Origin of the sequence: Thermodesulfatator indicus DSM 15286, from assembly GCF_000217795.1 — a bacterium.
Classification (GTDB): Bacteria; Desulfobacterota; Thermodesulfobacteria; order Thermodesulfobacteriales; family Thermodesulfatatoraceae; genus Thermodesulfatator; species Thermodesulfatator indicus.
Genome location: NC_015681.1, coordinates 242,125 through 259,296 on the forward strand (window position 1 = coordinate 242,125; position 17,172 = coordinate 259,296).

At 44.3% G+C, this 17,172-nt stretch carries 14 protein-coding genes, 1 pseudogene and 1 CRISPR repeat array (1 of these 16 only partly in view); of the genes and pseudogenes, 3 read left to right on the forward strand and 12 right to left on the reverse strand.

Annotated features, from left to right (window positions below; translation table 11 throughout):
* Window positions 1-58: direct repeats of the CRISPR family, unit length 30 nt; unit sequence GTTCACAGCCTAACTAAAAGGAATGGAAAC (it extends 3,785 nt beyond the left edge of the window).
* Between the two features lie 465 nt (window positions 59-523).
* Complete coding sequence (locus THEIN_RS01180; RefSeq protein ID WP_013906731.1) at window positions 524-1,777, reverse strand: IS110 family RNA-guided transposase; 1,254 nt, start codon at window positions 1,775-1,777, stop codon at window positions 524-526.
* Window positions 1,778-2,768: 991 nt separating this feature from the next.
* Here THEIN_RS01180 and THEIN_RS01195 point away from each other — a divergent pair.
* Window positions 2,769-3,392 carry an FmdE family protein gene (locus THEIN_RS01195; protein WP_013906866.1) on the forward strand — a complete coding sequence of 208 codons (624 nt, stop codon included), beginning with the start codon at window positions 2,769-2,771 and terminating at the stop codon, window positions 3,390-3,392.
* A gap of 83 nt (window positions 3,393-3,475) precedes the next feature.
* Window positions 3,476-4,228 carry a sulfite exporter TauE/SafE family protein gene (locus tag THEIN_RS01200; RefSeq protein ID WP_013906867.1) on the forward strand — a complete coding sequence of 251 codons (753 nt, stop codon included), beginning with the start codon at window positions 3,476-3,478 and terminating at the stop codon, window positions 4,226-4,228.
* Between the two features lie 375 nt (window positions 4,229-4,603).
* Here THEIN_RS01200 and extKL read toward each other — a convergent pair whose 3' ends face one another.
* The 8 genes from extKL to THEIN_RS01245 form a co-directional block, all read right to left on the reverse strand.
* Entirely contained in the window at window positions 4,604-5,911 is a 1,308-nt protein-coding gene (gene extKL, locus THEIN_RS12440; RefSeq protein WP_281054743.1) for a multiheme c-type cytochrome (seleno)protein ExtKL, read from the reverse strand.
* Window positions 5,912-6,059: 148 nt separating this feature from the next.
* Window positions 6,060-6,881, reverse strand: coding sequence for a hypothetical protein (locus tag THEIN_RS01215; RefSeq protein WP_169311138.1), 822 nt, complete (start codon window positions 6,879-6,881; stop codon window positions 6,060-6,062).
* A 2-nt stretch (window positions 6,882-6,883) separates the two neighbouring features.
* Window positions 6,884-7,486 (reverse strand): DUF8082 domain-containing protein, encoded by a 603-nt coding sequence (locus THEIN_RS01220; protein WP_013906872.1) that lies wholly within the window; start codon window positions 7,484-7,486, stop codon window positions 6,884-6,886.
* Complete coding sequence (locus THEIN_RS01225; RefSeq protein WP_013906873.1) at window positions 7,483-8,271, reverse strand: DUF4388 domain-containing protein; 789 nt, start codon at window positions 8,269-8,271, stop codon at window positions 7,483-7,485. Before THEIN_RS01225 ends, THEIN_RS01220 begins: the two co-directional genes overlap by 4 nt.
* Window positions 8,272-8,327: 56 nt before the next feature.
* Window positions 8,328-10,475 carry a ribonuclease R gene (gene rnr, locus THEIN_RS01230; RefSeq protein WP_013906874.1) on the reverse strand — a complete coding sequence of 716 codons (2,148 nt, stop codon included), beginning with the start codon at window positions 10,473-10,475 and terminating at the stop codon, window positions 8,328-8,330.
* Window positions 10,475-10,849: a hypothetical protein gene (locus THEIN_RS01235; RefSeq protein WP_013906875.1), complete on the reverse strand. Its 375-nt coding sequence runs from the start codon at window positions 10,847-10,849 to the stop codon at window positions 10,475-10,477. Before THEIN_RS01235 ends, rnr begins: the two co-directional genes overlap by 1 nt.
* Window positions 10,850-10,859: 10 nt before the next feature.
* Window positions 10,860-11,189: a histidine triad nucleotide-binding protein gene (locus THEIN_RS01240; RefSeq protein WP_013906876.1), complete on the reverse strand. Its 330-nt coding sequence runs from the start codon at window positions 11,187-11,189 to the stop codon at window positions 10,860-10,862.
* A 23-nt stretch (window positions 11,190-11,212) separates the two neighbouring features.
* Window positions 11,213-12,643, reverse strand: coding sequence for an RtcB family protein (locus tag THEIN_RS01245; RefSeq protein WP_013906877.1), 1,431 nt, complete (start codon window positions 12,641-12,643; stop codon window positions 11,213-11,215).
* A 490-nt stretch (window positions 12,644-13,133) separates the two neighbouring features.
* On the opposite strand from THEIN_RS01245, the pseudogene THEIN_RS12315 reads away from it, so the two are divergent.
* Window positions 13,134-14,426 (forward strand): annotated as a pseudogene (locus THEIN_RS12315) (SLC13 family permease).
* A 381-nt stretch (window positions 14,427-14,807) separates the two neighbouring features.
* On the opposite strand, the gene def reads toward THEIN_RS12315, so the two are convergent.
* Genes def through THEIN_RS01265 form a run of 3 tightly spaced genes read right to left on the reverse strand, consistent with a single transcriptional unit; the run spans window position 14,808 to window position 17,160 of the window.
* Entirely contained in the window at window positions 14,808-15,311 is a 504-nt protein-coding gene (def, locus tag THEIN_RS01255; RefSeq protein ID WP_013906878.1) for a peptide deformylase, read from the reverse strand.
* Between the two features lie 29 nt (window positions 15,312-15,340).
* Window positions 15,341-16,291, reverse strand: a complete 951-nt coding sequence (locus tag THEIN_RS01260; protein ID WP_013906879.1) for a branched-chain amino acid ABC transporter permease — start codon at window positions 16,289-16,291, stop codon at window positions 15,341-15,343.
* Window positions 16,288-17,160: a branched-chain amino acid ABC transporter permease gene (locus THEIN_RS01265; protein ID WP_013906880.1), complete on the reverse strand. Its 873-nt coding sequence runs from the start codon at window positions 17,158-17,160 to the stop codon at window positions 16,288-16,290. The genes THEIN_RS01260 and THEIN_RS01265 overlap by 4 nt, the downstream gene beginning before the upstream one ends.
* Window positions 17,161-17,172 lie beyond the last annotated feature (12 nt).

A 17,172-nucleotide genomic window follows, 5' to 3' on the forward strand; every position in this document is an offset into this window, starting at 1 on the left:
AGCTCATGCGGAGGTTCAAAGGGAAGGAGTTCACAGCCTAACTAAAAGGAATGGAAACTGGCCTTACGATAACGGAAGGCGGCTCTGAGAGAGGGTTCACAGCCTAACTACTAAGGGGAGCACTAAATAGGCGACAATTGAGTCATTTTGCGAGCGAAGCGAAGCAATCCCTGAGACTGCTTCGACCTCTAACGAGGCCTCGCAGTGACAGCGAAGGTTACTTTGCTTTAGCGATTATGTAAGCGGCGATACTTTGTCGTGTAAAACACACTCGGATTAATATTACTGGGAGCACTTTTTAGGTGACACTCAGGCCTCATGATTACAAGCTTTTAGAAGCTGAAAATGTCATATATTTGATGACCCCATCCTGTGAAAACATCGACCAATAACCACCAACTCTAGTTCAAGAGAGATTCCTGTGCGTGGTCAAAGCCTACAATTTGTTGTGCCTGCTGGTGGTCGGTCAGGTTAATATCGCGCTCTTTGGCTTCAGTGGGGGCTACGACCTTACCTCGCTGTTTTATGCCGCTACCACTTTATACCCAAGTCTTTCTGCTTCTTCTTTTATTTTTGTCAATAATCTCTCCCTATTTATCTGCTTCAGATGATTTGCCCCTAATTCCCTGTATTCCTGACCCTCTTTGATGATAAAATACACCGCTTTCAATATCTTATGCGCTATGGCCCCTATGGCTTTCTTAGGCCCTCGACGAGCACGAAGTTGCCTATATTTTGCCGCATAATATGTCCCTTTCTTCCTCGTGGCCGCCCAAGACACCTCTATCAAAACGCTTCTTAAAGGATGTTTCTTTACCGGGCTCTTGCCGCTAATCCTCTTTCCTCCACTTTCGTTATTCCCTGGACAAACTCCTGCCCAACTGGCTAGCGCCCTCTCATTTGGAAAACTTCTCAGATCCGGCCCTACTTCTGCCAAAATAGCTCGCGCTGAAACTTCACTTACTCCTGGTATCCCTTTTAATCTCTCTATTAAATCTTCATGGTGTCTCATTACTTCCTTGATCCTTATATCCATAATCCCTATCTCTTTTTCCAGAGTCTCTATTATGCTTAAGAGCGAATGCAAAAGAAAACGATGATGCTCTTCGAAAAAGCCACAAATAGAGCGATAGAGCTCTTCTACTTTCTTCTTAAGTTTCCCTTTAGCACAAGCCCTAACTTCTTCAAGGCTAGGCTTGGGGGTCTCTAAAAGTAATCTCATGATTTGACGACCTGTTTCCCCAAACAAATCTGAAACTACATTGTCTAGCTTAATATTTGCTGATTCAAAAAGCTTTTGAACTCTTTTCTTATAATCAGCAAGCGTTTTGACATGTTTCTGTCTAAGTCGTACTAGCTCTCTCCAGAAACGAACTTGTTTTGGGGGAATATAACTTGCCCGTAGCAGACCTACACGAAGTAATTCTGCTAACCAGCGGCTGTCTGAGACATCCGTCTTTCGTCCAGGGACATTTTTGATATGCCTGGCATTGACTAAGATCACTTCCACATAGCCTTCTAAAATATTGTGTATAGGCTGCCAGTAAACACCTGTGCTTTCCATGGCTACAATGGGACAATCTTTTTCGATCAGCCATTCTCTCAGGGCTATAAGATCGTCGGTAAAAGTTTCAAATTCTCGAACTTCGACTTCTATAGAACCATCAGGAAGAGTCTTTAGGATACATGCTGAGACGAAACGCTTATGAACGTCAAGGCCACAACAAATGGGATGAATAATTCTTAAAACCTGGTTATTTTCTTTTTCAGGAGCCATGGGTATATACCTCCTTTTTAAAGACTTTTTGAAGCAACAAAATATCCATGGCTCCTCTCTTTTCAATGTTTTCATGCCTTCGTTGTGCCCCTTTGGGGCATGGAGGTTAATAAAAGGAATGGAAACTGCGTTCTGAAATTTCGCGTAGCGCCTCCTTAACACCCTTGTCATCCACTTTCATCTTGATGTCCATCGTAAAACCCCTTATCCTGAATTTGGGCCTATGGCAAAATCCCCCGGCGATATGCTGAGCGTGTCCCGGCACGCAAAAAGTTCCGTCGGCGGGGCGAGGGGGGTCCGCCGCATAGGCCCCAGGGGAGCCCGGGGACTCCCCGCTTACTTTCCTAAAGTTCATCCTTGAGCACGTTCACATCCTAACTAAAAGAAATGGAAACAAGTTAGGCCCTGGCAACGCGGTAAATCCCCCGGCCGTGCTTCCACGCCTCGTTGAGGCGTGTCAGAGAGCTCAGGAGGAGGCATGGGGGTCCCTCCCCAGGGCCTATTTATCTTTTCAAAACCTATAAATGGGGGCTTTAAATAGTGACAAAAACACAGTATCTTGCGAGCGAAGCAATCCCTGTCGCGAGGCGACTTATTCGCTGTGGCGATCTCTATTTCTGAGACTGCTTCGTCGTGCTCGTGCGCTCCTCGCAGTGACAAATGGGCTGTTATTGCGAGCCAAAGTGGAGAAGCAATCTCCATGCTCTTCGGTAAAGATTACCTCGTCGGCACTTCGTGCCTCCTCGTAATGCCCCAGTCAAGTCAATTAGCTACAGCTACTCCGTAACCTTGTGGACACTGGGTCGTGTAAAAACGCTCGGATTAATAACTACAAGAAACGCCCTTCGAAGATCTATTAGAACCTCTATTCACCAACTGACTAATTCTGGTCTAAGAGGTTTTTTATTAAAACTTATTGACAAATAGCTAAATAGCTATATATTTGCACGCAATTGAGAATCTTTATTAATAGAATAGAGGGGAGGTTTATATGGCCTTAGAGATCAAAGATCCAGAGTTAGCCGAAATGTTTGCCCACGGTGTGTATTTTCACGGACACCTTTGTCCGGCCATGCCTATGGGGCTTCGGGCCGGACTTATTGCGCGCAAACGCCTTGGAGTAGAAAGGGCCAAGAGTAAGGAGCTCATGTTACTTTCTGAGACCGGCACCGGCCATCTCATGCAGTGTTTCCTAGACGGGGTGATGATGGCCACGGGGTGTACCTACGGCAAAGGGAACTGTCAAAAACTCTATTACAACAAGATGGCCTTTGTTCTGATTGATGTAGTAGAAGAGAAGGCCGTGCGGGTGGCGGTGAGGGCAGAATTCATCAAACATGCCTTAGAGCATTCGCCTTTTATGAAGAAACGCCAAGAGGGTATCCCTCCGGAGATGATCGAACCAGAGATTGCCGAGGCCGCGGTGAATAAGGTCTTGACCATGCCTGAAGAGGAACTCTTTAACATTAGTGATGTTTATGATTATCACTATGTTTACGCCCAAGAGGGCCCTCCAGAATTTTGTACCTCCTGTGGTGAGGTAGTCTTTGGGAGCAAGGCCCGGGTCAAAAAGGGGAAGATCTACTGTATACCGTGTAGTGGCTACAAAGATTGATATACGAGGCTTTGAGGTAAGCGCATTCAAAGGGGACGGGCTAGAGCTTGTCCCCTCTAAATTTTTGTACACATGAGGCAGAGATGATCTACTTGGTCGTATCCCTCATCATTTTATTGGCAGCCTTTGTCTTTTCCATGTTGGGGCTTGGAGGGGCCTTACTCTACATCCCTATCTTCAAGTGGTTTGGCTTTGATTTTAAGAGCGTGGCCATCCCCACGGGACTCTTTCTAAACGGGGTTACGGCGCTTTCTGCGGCCCTTTACTATCTCCGCGCGGGTATGGTTGATGTACGTGGAAGCCTACCCATGGTGTTGGCCTCGTTTCTCGGGGCACCGGTGGGGGCCTATTTCACCCGTTTTGTCCCTACGGATACATTAGTTCTACTCTTTTCTTTCGCTATGGTAGTGGCTGGCATACGCATGCTCTTTGCCAGCGGCCAGGCCGAACCCACGGAATTAATGCCCTTTGCCAAACGGGCCCTTATCACCGGAGTAGCAAGCTTTTTTATCGGGTTTATCGCTGGCCTTTTGGGCATAGGAGGTGGTTTCCTCTTTGTCCCCTTGATGATTGCCGTGGGATATCCCACCAAAAAGGCCGCAGCCACCTGTTCTTTTATTGTGGTCTTTTCTTCGTTTTCCGGTTTTTTGGCCCACGTAGCCGAAGGACATTTTGACCCCAAGCTCCTAGTGGCCACTACTTTAGCGGTGATTGTAGGGTCTCAACTAGGGGCCCGGGTCATGCGGGGCAAGATGAAACCCAAATGGATCAAACGCCTCTTTGGAGTGCTACTCATTGCCGTGGCCATAAAGCTTGCCTGGCGCGTATTAGGCTAATGAACTTAAAGCCCAAATTATTAATGGGTTCACTAAATAGGCGACAATTGAGTCGTTTTGCGAGCGAAGCGAAGCAATCCCTGAGACTGCTTCGACTTCTAACGAGGCCTCGCAGTGACAGCGAAGGTTACTTTGCTTTAGCGATTATGTCAGCGGCGATACTTTGTCGTGTAAAACACGCTCGTATTAATATTAACTTCACTCACTGAGTTAAAAAAGAAGAAAAAATTGAGGGCTAAATACTCTTGTAACCATGGACTTGAAGGTAACCCAATAGCAAAACGGCGATTTTGGGTAATATAAATGTTTTGCAAAACTTCCGCGAGTAATAAAAAGAAAGGGGGCCAATAAGCCCCCATTTCTTTAAGCCAAAAATCAATTACGCCAGACCCACTCGGTTTTCAAATCTACTTTCTTTGTCTCTTTGTAAAAGAGGACTTCATAACCATCAAATTCACCGTAAGGCAGATACCAAACCTTTACGTCTATTTCTAATTCGTCTGCCAATAGTTCACGTGTCTTCTTGCCGTTTTTAACTACATCTTTATACGGGAAGGGAATTTCGAAGGTCTCTTTTACTTTTCTCAAAGGTGGAAGGCTTGTATCTCTTAACAAGCCGCTCTTCTCGTAAGGACCTCGGCCCATTTCTTTACCTCTACCCAAACGTCCAGGGTGAGGCATATAAATTACTTGTTTTTTATAGATTTCTTTAGCATCTTTGCCCACAGTTTTAGCGGTCACTTCCAGGACCACTCTGTTAGGAGTAGGTCAGCCATCAGGGATTACGTGGCCCGCTTTATTAAATATTTCCACGTTTACTACCGCCAAGGGAATAACTCCCTCTTTTTTATTTTTACGCCAGAAATAAGACATGGCATCCACATCTACATCCAGGGCCATTTTAATCATCGTTTCATCACGATAGGCCTGCATATCATGACCCAGGCCACTTTTTTTCATGTGACAATCCTGGCAGCTTTCATGCCCCCCTTCAGGGATGTAGGCGTAAAGATAACTACCGTAAAGCGTGGCACACTGAGACGGATGCTCTAGCTCAAAATTTGGTCCTAAACCGTGACATTGGCCGCAGAAAATAGACTCACCAAGAGCCGGAGCCTTTTTTACCATAGGATATTCTTCAAATTCGTGTTCATATTCATCTTTACCATAAACAGCCTTGGGATCTACCGGACCATCAACCCAAGGATGAATAATGGCCTTTTTCTGATGACAAACGAGACAACCTATGTTCAACGAGTTTAGCTTTTCTTCCATTTCGTCAGCCAGGTCGTCGTCCCCCTCTTGCAAAGCCTTTTTCCAGGTATAAAGGGTTTCTACTATTTCTCGAGCAACATCATCGGTGGCTTCGTCAAGCTGGGGCAAGTGACATTTGGCACAAATCATCAAATGCTTAACTTTAATGTCCTTGATGTCTTTTACACCAGAGTAGGGGAAACGTTTTAGCCCCTTTTCAATAGCGGTAATGATAGTAGGTGCGGTGCGTCCGGTGCCGTAAAGAGGACGAGCGTGAAGCGAATTTTCCCATTGCTCGTAAATTTCTTCATGACATTCCTGACATGATGATGAGTCGTATCTGGCTGCTAGTTCAGCCATGGTTTTAGCTTTCTTCTTTTGGGCCGCTAAAACCTGGCCACTGCTAAAACAGCCTAAAAAGGTGAAAATGAAAAAATAAAGTGATTAATCTAACAATTTGCATAAGCCCCCTTCAATTTAATTAATCATTTCATTCACCGAAACTAGCATAAAGAAAAAAAGGGGAGCAAGAGTCAGAAAAATAGGAATTTACCCATTTAGAAGTTTTTATCGGCTTTTATAGCATCAGAGAATCGTCATCCAGCATTTTTTCCATTGTTTTTTGACTTCTTCTAAGACGTTCAATAGAAATAGCCAATTTGACAATCTCGTCTCGGGAATTTTCTTCAGCCAGGCCTTTTACTCCGAGATCAACATCAAGGTTGCCAAGGCTCATCTCATGTACTTTTTGGGTCAATTCAGAAAGGGGTTTAATCAACTCAAAACGAACTAAAACATAAAGAATAAGAGTGACTAACAGAAAGACTGCTGGTGCGTATAAGGACATAGATTGTCCCAGCAAAGTCCAGAGATTTTGATCATAAAACTTGATAGATATAGCCCCCGCAGCCTCACCTAAACGAAGAGAAGGGGCTCCTTTATTCGCTTGGTGACAGGAAACACAGGCTTTAGAAACAAGAACAGGTTTTTTATAAACAAACACACCATCTTTTAAAGACCAGGTTTCACTGGAAGGGGGAACAGATTTAAAGTCTAAGTTGATTTTAGCTTTAGGATCATTAATTAGTTTGGACACAAAATACATAAATTCCGGATCGTGTATTCGATAAAGATCTACTTGGGAACCATTAGGAGTAATACCATAAACCGTAGCTACAGCCTTTAAATCTTTTTTATCAGCAACCCAAAGACCTTTTAGCTCAGACGAAGCAGAAATAAGTGAATTGATCATATTAGCCATCACTCGCGAACTCATGAGAAGTTCTGTCTTTTGTAAACGGGTTAAGTTGTAATAAAGGCCAGCTGCTCCGAAGACAAAAACCATTATAAAAAAGAGCGCTACTTTATCAGCCAAGCTAAAACGCCTATCTTTGCGCATTATCATTGCAACCTCCAGTTGCGAACAAGATCTTTGGTTTTATTAATGGCCTGCTGGGCCAAGTGACTTTCATCTATTTGTTCTTGAAGCGCTTTCAAAAACAAAGAAACATTAGCTAGGGGCAACCCTTTGTCTGTAGCTTCGGCTTTTTGGAGAGATTTCTTTACGATTAATTTGGCGGCTGGCCCGTAATGCTTGGCAAGGAGTTTGACTATTTCGTTGAAAAGAACAAGAGGAACAAGCTCCTGAACTTTGGGCGTCTGCTGCTTGTTAGCAAGCTTTTCAAGCTTAAGACTTAAGGCGTTTAATGCTACACTGACCAGGGGCCCAGGAGTTGGCGTTTTAAGCACTAAAAGAACCTGATAATCTTTCACATTCTTGACCACTACTGAACCGGCTTCAAAAAGGGCCACTAGTTCCTGAGATGAAGAATCCTTTTTTTGGTCCAAAGCAGCAAAAATTTCCTCAAAAGATTGGAATAGTACGTCTTGAATCTCTGAGGAAAAAAATTCTGGCAAATAACTAAATACAGGCTGGCCTTCACGACTTACCAGTATGGCATTAACTTCGTCTAATTTGACCAGGCTGGTTAGCAAGTTCTTCACTGGACTAACTCCTTACGCAACTCAATAAGTTTTTTGCTCCACCACAGGAGACCTTTTTTAAACGGAACCTTCAAAGCGATAATGTTTTCATCGAGAGAGACAGCGCCAATAAGCTTGTTTTTTTTGGCTAGAGCAAATCCAGACAGTTCTCCTAAGCTTAGAAGGTTTCCTATTTCCTGAAGATGGAAAACAGCATAAGAAACAATTCCAGCGAGTTCTTCACTTTTGCTTTCACCTCGCTCTTCTATTACTTCACCTTGTTTATCAAGCAAAATAAGATTATCTGCTTCGGAAAACTTTTTACTTACTCGCTCAAGCAAAGATGGTTTTAATTCTTCTCTTTCGGTAACTTCAGGAGGGTCAAACTCTAAGGCTTTTTCAAACAGATCCTCGTTAAAGAAAGTTTCTTTAAAAGAGGCTTCATCTTCCTGGCGAAGGGCTTCAAGCAAAAGGGCCTGAACCGGGCCAATTAAGTTTCCCTCCTCAGGCCACCTAATAGGCAGCCTCACTTCAAAACGGCCGTCTTTGAGAGAGATGAGCTTGCGCAAGGCCGAAAGCCCTTCTTCATATTGGCTCCCGGCTATTTCTACATGAAAGAGATTTTCTCCTTCAAGAAAAACCCGCCCCACCCCATCTGGAAGATGTATCAACACTAATAAACGTTCCCCACGACCCGCTAAGAGCTGTAAGACATCTCCAAGAGAAATGGTTTTTAACTGCCCTTGCATTATAGGAGGGCCGCTTAACTCTACGACCTTTTCTTTTTTGCGTTGCGGTTGGCCCATAAGGACCTCCTGAAAAGTCTCTTTTACTAATTTTTCGGCTAAAAAAGGGGAAAGGTTTAATTTGGAGACTTTAGTTTTTCTACTAATTCAAAAGTGATGTGACGGCGGGAAACATTTACTTCTTTTACTTTTACGCGCACCAGGTCTCCCAGTTGAAAGACTTTTCCGGTGCGTCGGCCCACTAAACGATGATTTTTTTCGTCAAGCACGTAGTAATCGTCAGCAAGGTCCACCAAGCGCACCACTCCTGAGACATAAATCTCAAAAAGATCTACAAAAAAGCCAAAGGCCGTAACACTTGAGATCACCCCGTCAAAAACTTCACCAATGCGGTGCTTCATAAGCATTACTTTCACCCGGTCAAGGGCCTCGCGCTCAGCCTCCATGGCCGTGCGTTCTCTATCAGAAAGGTGTTTGCCCATTTCTTCAAGCTTCTGAAGCTTATAAGGTGGCTTTTTCTTTTTAAGTGCCGCCTTTAAGGCCCGGTGAACAACCAAATCAGGGTAACGCCTGATAGGCGAGGTGAAATGGCAGTAACACTCAGAAGCCAAACCGAAATGGCCAATGTTTTCAGGTGAATACTTGGCTTGTTTGAGAGAGCGTAAAAGAAGGGTACTTACCAGATAAGCATAAGGTTTTCCTTCAGCCATTTCTATGACCATCTGGAGCCAGGAAGGCTCAGGCTCGCGGGGAAGTTTAAGTTCAAGGCCTAAAGTTGCGGCAAAATCTACGAACTCTTTAAGTTTCTCAAGATCTGGTGGCTCGTGAACCCGATATAATATCGGATACCCTTTTTCAGTCAAATATTCAGCTACAGCCTCATTGGCCGCAATCATAAATTCTTCAATGATAAAGTGGGCGAAATGCCTTTCACGACGGACTATGTCTTCAGGCTGGCCCTGAGCATCAAGGATTACTTCCGGCTCTGGCAGGTCAAAGTCAATGCTTCCGCGGGCCAGGCGTTTTCGCCTTAAAAGACGGCAAAGCTCAGCGGCATTCTCAAGCATTCCCAAAAAACGCTTGTACTTACGCCTGACTTTAGGATCTTTCTTTTCAACAATGTCTCGCACAATGTTATAGGTAAAACGCTGGTGGCTTTTTATGACTGCTTCGTAAAACTTCATCTGGCGGCGATTGCCCTCTTTATCAAAATCTATCACCGCCACCATGGCCAGGCGGTCCACCTCGGGGTTCAAACTACAAAGGTTGTTGGAAAGTTTTTCAGGAAACATGGGGACCACTGTGCCCGGGAAATAAACACTTGTGCCCCGCTCGTAAGCCTCTTTATCAAGGGCAGTGTTTGGCCTTACGTAATGGGCCACATCAGCAATGGCTACGTAAAGACGCCAGCCCTTGGGCAACTTGCGGACATAAACGGCGTCGTCAAAGTCTTTAGCCGTCTCCCCGTCAATGGTAACAAAAAGAAGTTTACGAAAATCTTTGCGGCCGGCTTTATCTTCCTCGCGCACTTCATCGGGAATTTCTTTTAATTCTTTCTTTACCGCTCGGCTGAAACGAAAAGGAAGTTCATATTTATAAATAACGGCTTTAATTTGGGTAGAGAGGTCTTCTGGGTCTCCAAGAACCGCGATTATGCGGCCTTCGGGAATCTTGCGCCCGGGGCTAAAATCAATAATTTCCGCCACCACCATATCGCCATCTTCAGCTCCTTTGGTAGCGTCTGGCGGGATAAGGATTTCAAAAGGAAAGCGGTCATCCTCGGGAATTACCGTAGAGACCCGCTTCCCGCGGTAGAAAAAGCCAACGATATATTTTTTAGCCCGCTCAAGAATTCTTATAACCGTGCCTTCGGGACGCTTGCGCTGGGAAACTTCCACCCGCACTACAACCTTATCGCCGTTTATAGCCCCTTTAAGGCGGCTTGGCGGCACATAAACCATAGGTTTTTTAGGGTCTTCTGGCTCAACCAGGCCGTAGCCGTCAGGGTGAATCTTGATTTTGCCAGGTACAAGTTGCATCTGCTCTGGGAGCCCGTAACGCTTGCCTTTTATGTGAACGAGCTTGCCTTCTTTGGTAAGCCTCTTTACCAGAGTGCGAAATGCTTTGCGGTCAGAGGTGGGAATATTCAAGATGTGATAAAGTTCGCGCAAAAGAACCGGGCGTCCAGCTTTTTTCATGGCCGCCACTATTTCTTTTTCCGTCGGAAGCCCTTGACGGGGAGATTTTTTCTTCTTTTTAGCCATTAATTTAACCTGTTAAGTTCATCTGAAGTTATTACCCTTATAATTACTCTTTTACCCTTGGCGTTGGGACGCACCTCTTGAAACATCCAGCCTGTTATATCTTTTAAAAACACATGACGTCTGAAACCATCTGTAGGCGTATAAACAAGGAAAACTCCTGCCACTTTTCCGTCTCGGTCAAGCACAATGTCCACTCTTTCAAGGTAATTAATGCTTCCTGGGCCAAAATTGGTGAAAATATAGCCAAGGGTAGTAGGCGGCCTTTCAGGGGCAAAGAAGTAAGCCGCGTATAGTTCTTTCTCTTGTTGAGAAATAACTATCGCCTGCGCAACACTAGCCCAAAACAAAAAAAATAAAAATAAAAGTAAGCGCATTTGGTCTCCCCTACTTCCAACCACCAACCAAGTGTAGATGCAGATGAAATATTATTTGGCCACCGCCTTTTTCTACATTAAAAAAGAGCTTATACCCACTTTCTGCTGTACCGAGCTCTTTAGCTAGGTTTTTGGCCACCATTATCATCTCGGCTACCAAAGGGGCGTCTTCTTCGGTAAGGTCATTGATGCTTCGTATGTGCTTTTTGGGGACAATGAGAATGTGAATAGGAGCCTGGGGATTTATGTCTTTAAACGCCACTATACGTTCGCCCTTATAAACAAAATCTGCCGGTATTTCGTTATTGATAATCTTACAAAAGATGCACTCTTCAGCCATAAGCCACCTCCTATTTTAGACTTTTATCCCTTAATACAACCCATGGGCAAAAGTTTAACTACCTTGCGGGCAAGGCCAGCCCGGTGAGCTGCCTCCACCACTTCTATCACGTCTTTATACGCCTCTGGGGCCTCTTCCACAAGCCCTCTTTTTGATTTTGCACGCACAATTATGCCTCTCTTGCGGAGCTCAGCAATAATCTTGTCTGCCCGCCAGCGCTTTAACGCTTGATGCCGGCTCATGGTGCGCCCTGCTCCGTGACAGGCCGAACCAAAGGCCTTTTCCTCACCTTCTTTCGTACCAACCAATATGTAAGAAGCCGTCCCCATACTTCCACCAATTATTACCGGCTGGCCTACGTGGCGATATCTTTCTGGAAGCTCGCGCCTGCCCGGCCCCCAGGCGCGCGTTGCTCCTTTACGGTGCACGTAAAGCTTTTTCATTTTGCCGTTCACTTCGTGCTCTTCTATCTTGCAGGTGTTGTGGCTTACATCGTAGATAAGACTAATTCTTGCTTGAGGCAAGACCTCCGCAAAAACTTCACGCACTAGATGGGTAATAACTTGGCGGTTAGCCAGGGCACAATTCACTCCACAGGCCATGGCCCGGTAATATTGCTCACCTTCAGGAGACCTTATAGGCGCGCACACAAGCTCCCTTTCTTTTATGGGAATCCCGTATTTTTTAGAGGCCTTGGCCAACACTTTTAGATAATCAGTAGCAATTTGATGGCCAAGGGCGCGAGAACCACAATGAATAGAAACCACTACATCTCCTAATTCAAGGCCAAAGGCCTCGGCAGCTTCTGGGTGATATATTTCCGCTACGTATTGTATTTCAAGATAGTGATTGCCAGAGCCCAAAGTTCCCACCTGGCGGTGCTGCCTTTTTTTGGCTTCAATAGAAACACACTTGGGGTCTGCCCCTGGGAGACAACCCTTTTCTTCAATGTATTCAAGGTCTTCAGGAAAGCCATAACCTTTAGCCACGGCCCAACGGGCCCCGCCTACTAGAACTTCGTCAAGCTGGCTTACCGAGAGTTTGATTTTGCCCTCGGAACCTACGCCAGCCGGGATAGTATGAAAAAGCTCGTCAATTAACTCTTCAAGGACAGGTTCTACCTCTTCGCGTTTAAGGCCAGTGCGTAAAGAGCGCACTCCGCAGGATATGTCATACCCTACTCCGCCTACGGAAATAATGCCTTCATCGTCAGGATCAAAAGCGGCCACTCCGCCAATGGGAAAACCGTAGCCCCAATGGGCATCTGGCATGGCAATAGAGGCCCTCACTATTCCAGGAAGGCAAGCTACATTGGTTACCTGTTCGCGGACTTTTTCATCCATCTCTTCTATCAGCTTTTTGCTGGCAAAAATACGGCCTGGTACCCTCATAGAACCTTTTTGGGGAATTTCCCACTCATATTCGCTAATCTTGACTAAAGATTTGAGTTCCATAGCGGCCTCCCTTGTAATTCTGTCCTCAAATTAGATGATAAGAGTTAGACTGATGAAATACAAGTAATTTCCCTTTTCAGAGAAGTTATCCGCGATTAAAGTTTTTTAAGAGATAACTCTTTGGCAAATTTTTCGCCCGATAGCAATAGGAAATAAGCGACAGTTGTGGTTATTGCGAACTACGAATTGGCGAAGCCTTCCCTGTCCCGAGCGCTAGCGAAGGGATCCCTGCCGCCAGCAGCCGAAGCAACTCTCTCGCGAGGCGCCAATGGCGCCGTAGCAATCTCTGTCGAAGCAAATTTCGAGAAATTCGTCTTCTGGTAAGACAGTTATCCAAAAACTGGCTTATATAAAATAGGCAAGTAGCTTACAATATAGCTAGCCTGGAAATAATAATGAACAACAATTTAAACAAAATACTAAGCTTAGAAAAAAGATAAATACAAATTTAACGCCTAAATGTATTATCTCGCTGATTACTGCTCCGATTTTGGCCGTACTGATTTATTGGTTGACCATACCTCAAGGCCATCTTATTGCAGGAGCCCTGGCAGTCACTGTTTTCGCGGCCGTACTATGGTTTACAGAGGCAATACCTTTACCTGTCACAGCGTTATTGATTCCTGTAGGGTTGGCCACACTCGGTGTATTTAAAACCAAAGAGGCTTTCCAATCATTTGGTAGCCCGGTTTTGTTCTTGGTCTTGGGTGGCTATGCGCTGGCAGTAGCGGTTGAAGCAAATGGAGTAGATCGCTGGTTAGCACAAAAAATACTAGGTTTGGCAGGAAGTAAGGTAATTGGCTTGTTGGTCGCTTTAATGGTATCTTCGGCCTTGCTTTCAACGCTTATTTCTAACACTGCAACCACGGCTTTGTTGTTGCCGGTGGTGCTCGGGATTCTCAGCCGTCAAAAAAACTACGATGAAAAATTACCCCCATTATTAATGCTTGCAGTTGCCTATGGTGCAAATATCGGAGGAGTAGCGACTTTAACAGGTACTGCCCCTAATGCCATTGCTGCAGAGCTACTAAATATAAACTTTTTGGAGTGGTTAAGTTACGGTTTACCTGTAAGTATAAGTATGTTGATTTTGGCCATTCCCATACTCTGGTGGACATATCGTCCTAAACAAAAAAACAATCAACATTCAATTAGGCGAAAAAGTCTTAGTGAATAAGAAAGGAAAGCACACCCTCGGTGTTGTTGGTGGTTATTTGGCCCTATTATAGGAAAAATGTTACAGTTGCCAGCATTTTTGTTTAGCTCTGCTTCAGTAGCCATCTATGCCATAGTATTGTTAATATTGACCTGTAGTGCGAACTGGAAAACCCTAGAAAAAGGAGTTCATTGGGGTGTATTAATACTTTTAGGAGGAGGGTTAAGCCTAAGTCGTGGGCTTACAGAGTCTGGGGCCGCAGATTGGCTTGCTAAAATGTTAAGTGCAAGCGTAAGTGACTTGCCCATGTTTGTCATAATGTTAGTACTTGTTAGTATTGGTGTCTTTACTACAGAGCTTATTTCAAATACGGCGGTAACGGCCAAGCTTGCCCCTATTCTTATGGGGGTTGCGTTGCAGCTTGGAGTATCACCAGATAGTCTGGTTGTGCCTGTAGCTATATCAACTTCCATGGCATTTATGTTACCTGTTGCCACTCCTCCTAATGCTTTAGTGCATTCCAGTGGGGTAGTAACTCAACGGGAAATGATACGTGTTGGTTTGCGCCTAAATTTTGCGGCAATAATTGTTATTACTTTACTTTTCCATTTTGGAATTACCAAATGATTTGGCTTCTAACCCTATTTCCGCTCAAAAAGCAATTTAAATCATATGTTTTTAAACAGGAGCTCAGAGGCAGAGTCCTAATTCTTAACCAGAGATTAGAATTTTAAAGTCATCTTTTGTAGTTTTAAGTCTTTCAGTAAGAAAATTTTTTCTTTAAAAATTTTTCAAGAAAAATTCTTGACACTTAAAAGACATCCGCTATCTTTATAAATGGCTCTTGGGCCATGGAAGCCCTTGGGATTCGTCCCAAGGGCTTTTTTATTTTTTGACAAAAGAAAATGATGGGGGATGGTGTCTGGTTTTTGTTAGTCCAGCGGGCCGGCCTTTCAAAAAATCTCGCCCGCCCCTCCCGCAGAGATTTAGGCGGCCCGCTGGTTTTTTTTATTTAGGACGGTGTTTTTTCCACCAGCGCTTGAAGAGATTCTTTTTAAGTGGTGAAAGATAATCTATATAAAGCCTTCCGTTTAAGTGGTCCAATTCGTGTTGAATTGCCTTGGCTCCAAGGCCTTCAAGTTCCATTTCAAAAGGATTGCCTTCTCTATCTAAGGCTTTTACTAATACTTTTGCTTTGCGCTTGACCTTAGCACTATAACCGGGAATACTTAAACAGCCCTCTTCTTCTACAATCTCACCTTCAGCTTCAACTATCTCTGGATTAATGAAAACTAAAAGTTCAGGAGAACCTTCCCGTTGTTTTAGGTCAAGCACAAAAAGACGTTTAAGCTCCCCTACCTGATTAGCTGCCAAACCAAGGCCTTTGGCCTCATACATGGTTTCGGCCATATCATCTATCAGGGATTGGAGCTCACCGTCTATTTCAGACACAGGCTTCGCCGTCTCCCTTAAAACCGGATCACCTAGTATTCTTATTTTTCTTTTGCTCATAGCTAAACTCTACCAAAAAGATAGAAATTTTAAACCCTATTTAGCTGTTTTTTAAATGAACTTACCAATTTTCCTAAACCTTTAAACAAACCTTCAGGCAAAAATATCATAATTAATACCAAAATGGCACCAAAAACCAAGACATCATAATCTTCAAAAACAGTAAGAACTTCAGGAAGAATAGTAAGTACTACTGCTCCTAAAAGAGCTCCCCAAAGGCTAGCCACCCCACCGATAACCACCATAGTGACAAACTTTACCGAGTGAAGAAAAGTAAAGCTTGTGGGAGCAATGAACATGGCAAAGTGAGCGTAAAGACTTCCAGCCAGCCCCGCTAGCGCTGCCGAAAGAAGAAAAACCACTAACTTTAGCCGGTTGGTATCGTAACCTAAAGAGACCGTGGCGGCTTCGCTGTCGTGAATAGCAAGAAGGCTCCTACCAAAAGGAGAATGAGCCAAATGCAAGGCTCCAAGCAAGGCCAGCCATAAAACCCCACCAAAAATAAAATAATATTCACGGCTTTCCATAAAGGTCTTGCCAAAAATTTCTAAAGGAGGAATTCCCACTAGCCCAGATGGACCGCCAGTTAGAGAGATAAGTTCCTTAAAAATTATGTAAACAATCACGCCAAAACCGAGCGTAGCCATAGCCAAGTAATGGCCTTTAAGCCTTAGAGCAGGAAGCCCAATAATTAAGGCGGCTACCAATGTTACTAGCTGAGCCATTCCTAAAGCTGGCAAGCAGCTCCAACCAAATTTGGTGGTCAAAATTCCTGAAGTATAAGCTCCCAAGCCGTAAAAGGCTGCGTGCCCTAAAGAAACCTGGCCGGCGTATCCCATTAACAAAGAAAGGCCGATAACAATGAGGCCTTTTAAGAAAAGAATGTTCAACACATTGAAGTAATAATCATTCTGGTTTAAAAAACCCACCACGAGAATAGTCAGGGCAAAAATAATCAGGGCCAGGTATTGCTTTCTCATAGTTTTTTGACCGCCCCTTTACCAAAAAGGCCTTCAGGTTTTAGTAACAACACCAGAATAAGAATCACAAAGGCCGCGGCGTCTTTATAGGCTGAAGAAATAAAACCTGCGGCAAAAGATTCTAAAAGGCCAAGAACAAAACCTCCTATTACTGCGCCAAGCCCTGAAGTAAGCCCCCCTAAAACAGCCGCACTAAAGCCTTTCAAGCCCAAAAGGGTTCCCATGTCATAGGTGGCAAAAGTTATAGGAGAAATAACTACTCCGGCCACCGCCGAGGTAGCAGCACTTAAAGCAAAGGCCAGCAAAACCAGAGGTTCTACTTTAACTCCGATAAGCCTTGCCGCCAAACGGTTAGCCGCAGCGGCCCTCATGGCCTTTCCCACCAAAGTTTTTCTAAAGAAAATTTCAATTAAAAGTACACAAATCAAGGTAGCACAAACAATTAAAATCTTTTGGGGAATAATAGTTGCGCCTAACAATTTAATTGGTTTATCACCTAAGAAACTGGGGACGGATAAAGGATCCTTACCCCAAACAAACATGGCAACGCCTTTTATCAAAATAGAAAGTCCAATAGTAATGATAATTAGAGTTATATGGCTGGCCTGGCGGGCAGGATAAATAGCTAATCTTTCAATGATTATACCCACAAGAGAAGTAAGCCCAACAGAAAGTAAAAAAGCAAGAGGAATAGGTAGCCTTAAAGAACAAAAGGTAGCCATAAACATGGCCCCAAGCATTACAAACTCGCCCTGAGCAAAGTTTATCACTTCGGTGGCGTTATAAATAATGGTAAAACCAAGGGCAATTAAGGCATAAATTGCCCCGTTAGTTAGGCCAGAAAGGATAAATTGTATTAATTCACTCATCTGGATCTTCCG

What these genes read in the sequence shown, in the direction of transcription:
- THEIN_RS01180 (WP_013906731.1), bottom strand. Translation starts at nt 1,777, where the DNA reads ATGGCTCCTGAAAAAGAAAATAACCAGGTTTTAAGAATTATTCATCCC.
- THEIN_RS01195 (WP_013906866.1), top strand. Translation starts at nt 2,769, where the DNA reads ATGGCCTTAGAGATCAAAGATCCAGAGTTAGCCGAAATGTTTGCCCAC.
- THEIN_RS01200 (WP_013906867.1), top strand. Translation starts at nt 3,476, where the DNA reads ATGATCTACTTGGTCGTATCCCTCATCATTTTATTGGCAGCCTTTGTC.
- THEIN_RS01215 (WP_169311138.1), bottom strand. Translation starts at nt 6,881, where the DNA reads ATGCGCAAAGATAGGCGTTTTAGCTTGGCTGATAAAGTAGCGCTCTTT.
- THEIN_RS01225 (WP_013906873.1), bottom strand. Translation starts at nt 8,271, where the DNA reads ATGGGCCAACCGCAACGCAAAAAAGAAAAGGTCGTAGAGTTAAGCGGC.
- rnr (WP_013906874.1), bottom strand. Translation starts at nt 10,475, where the DNA reads ATGGCTAAAAAGAAGAAAAAATCTCCCCGTCAAGGGCTTCCGACGGAA.
- THEIN_RS01235 (WP_013906875.1), bottom strand. Translation starts at nt 10,849, where the DNA reads ATGCGCTTACTTTTATTTTTATTTTTTTTGTTTTGGGCTAGTGTTGCG.
- THEIN_RS01240 (WP_013906876.1), bottom strand. Translation starts at nt 11,189, where the DNA reads ATGGCTGAAGAGTGCATCTTTTGTAAGATTATCAATAACGAAATACCG.
- THEIN_RS01245 (WP_013906877.1), bottom strand. Translation starts at nt 12,643, where the DNA reads ATGGAACTCAAATCTTTAGTCAAGATTAGCGAATATGAGTGGGAAATT.
- def (WP_013906878.1), bottom strand. Translation starts at nt 15,311, where the DNA reads ATGAGCAAAAGAAAAATAAGAATACTAGGTGATCCGGTTTTAAGGGAG.
- THEIN_RS01260 (WP_013906879.1), bottom strand. Translation starts at nt 16,291, where the DNA reads ATGAGAAAGCAATACCTGGCCCTGATTATTTTTGCCCTGACTATTCTC.
- THEIN_RS01265 (WP_013906880.1), bottom strand. Translation starts at nt 17,160, where the DNA reads ATGAGTGAATTAATACAATTTATCCTTTCTGGCCTAACTAACGGGGCA.